Origin of the sequence: Bradyrhizobium sp. Leo170 (assembly GCF_004296405.1) — a bacterium.
Classification (GTDB): Bacteria; Pseudomonadota; Alphaproteobacteria; order Rhizobiales; family Xanthobacteraceae; genus Bradyrhizobium.
Genome location: NZ_PSRR01000733.1, coordinates 1 through 1,232, shown reverse-complemented (window position 1 = coordinate 1,232; position 1,232 = coordinate 1). Strand labels below are relative to the sequence as shown.

The following is a 1,232-nucleotide window of genomic DNA, read 5'->3' as shown; positions in this document are numbered from 1 at the left end:
CGAAGAACTCCTCGCCGCAGAAGAACTGGTAATAGGGGTTCTCCACCCAGCGCTCGCGCAGCACCTCGTCGGAGAGGTCGTAGGTGTGCTTGAGGATCGCCAGGCCCGCCATCAGCCGGGTCGGCAGCGGCGGCCGGCCCGGCTTGTCCTCGTAGACCGCGCCGAACTTCTGCTCGAGGAACGCCCAGTCGATCGTCCGCGAAAGCTGCACCAGGGCATGGTCCATGTCGATGATCGCGTCCAGCCGCGAGCGCAGAAGGTCGGCCTGTCCGCTGTCCCGTCGTTCCTTGGGTCGCATCGTTCCCTCCGATGCGAGCACGGAATCACGACCCGCGATTCGACGGAATCGCAAAAATGAAATTGCAAGCCTTTGGGCCTTCGAACCCAAAGAGCTTGCAATCTCAAACCTCGTTCCGCTCCAAAAATCGACTCCCGCTCAACCGCTTGGGAGATTCTTCACGGCCGACTGCCTATGTCGCTGGCAGATCCGCTGGTCGGTGGCGGGCGGAGTCGACCCTCACGGTTCGCCGGCAAGTGATGAGCAGCCGGAATCGTGTGGTTTCTCGAGATAAGCGCCCCTATTCGGAAAGGACGGTGCCGAGCTACTCGAAGTACTCCCTGCGAGCTCGTACATGGTGCTCTTCACATGAAGTGCCATACCTCCGAATGCTCTTAGTTCCCGCGGGAAGTCCGTATGCACCCGGCGACGACCGCCGGCCAGGTCGTTTTTGGCGGAAGGCTGATCGCGCTTATGCGGCGTGAGCGACGTTCTGAGGTCGCCAATTCCAGGGCATGAGTTTGTGGATGCGCTTGGCGGGATGATCCGGTAAGCGCATCAGCACGTCGGCAAGCCAAGCCTGTGGGTCGATGTCATTGAGCTTGGCGGTGGCGATGAGGCTGTAGATGGCAGCCGCACGCCGGCCCCCCTCATCGGACCCAGCGAAGGTCCAATTTTTTCGCCCCACGGCGACCGCCCGTAGCTCACGCTCAGCAGCATTGTTCGACATGCAAAGCCGTCCGTCATCGAGGAAGCGGGTAAATGCATCCCAGCGGCTGAGGCAGTAATTGATCGCCTTGGTCGTGTCGTTGTTCCTGGAGAGCTTGGCGCGCTGCTCGCGCAACCACGCATCCAGCTCGCCGATCAGGGGGCGGCTACGCTCCTGGCGCACACGCAAACGCTCCTGCGCAGTAAGACCGTTGATCTCGCGCTCGATGGCGAACAGAAGGTCGAT

Annotated in this window: 2 protein-coding genes; both read right to left on the bottom strand. The window is 61.6% G+C overall.

Annotated elements, in window-relative coordinates; genetic code table 11:
- Positions 1 to 298: transposase (locus tag CWO89_RS44330; protein WP_130231822.1), on the bottom strand; the 298-nt coding region annotated here is incomplete at its 3' end.
- Positions 299 to 749: 451 nt separating this feature from the next.
- Positions 750 to 1,232 (bottom strand): IS66 family transposase (locus tag CWO89_RS44325; protein WP_130584398.1); only part of this gene is annotated, 483 nt, incomplete at its 5' end.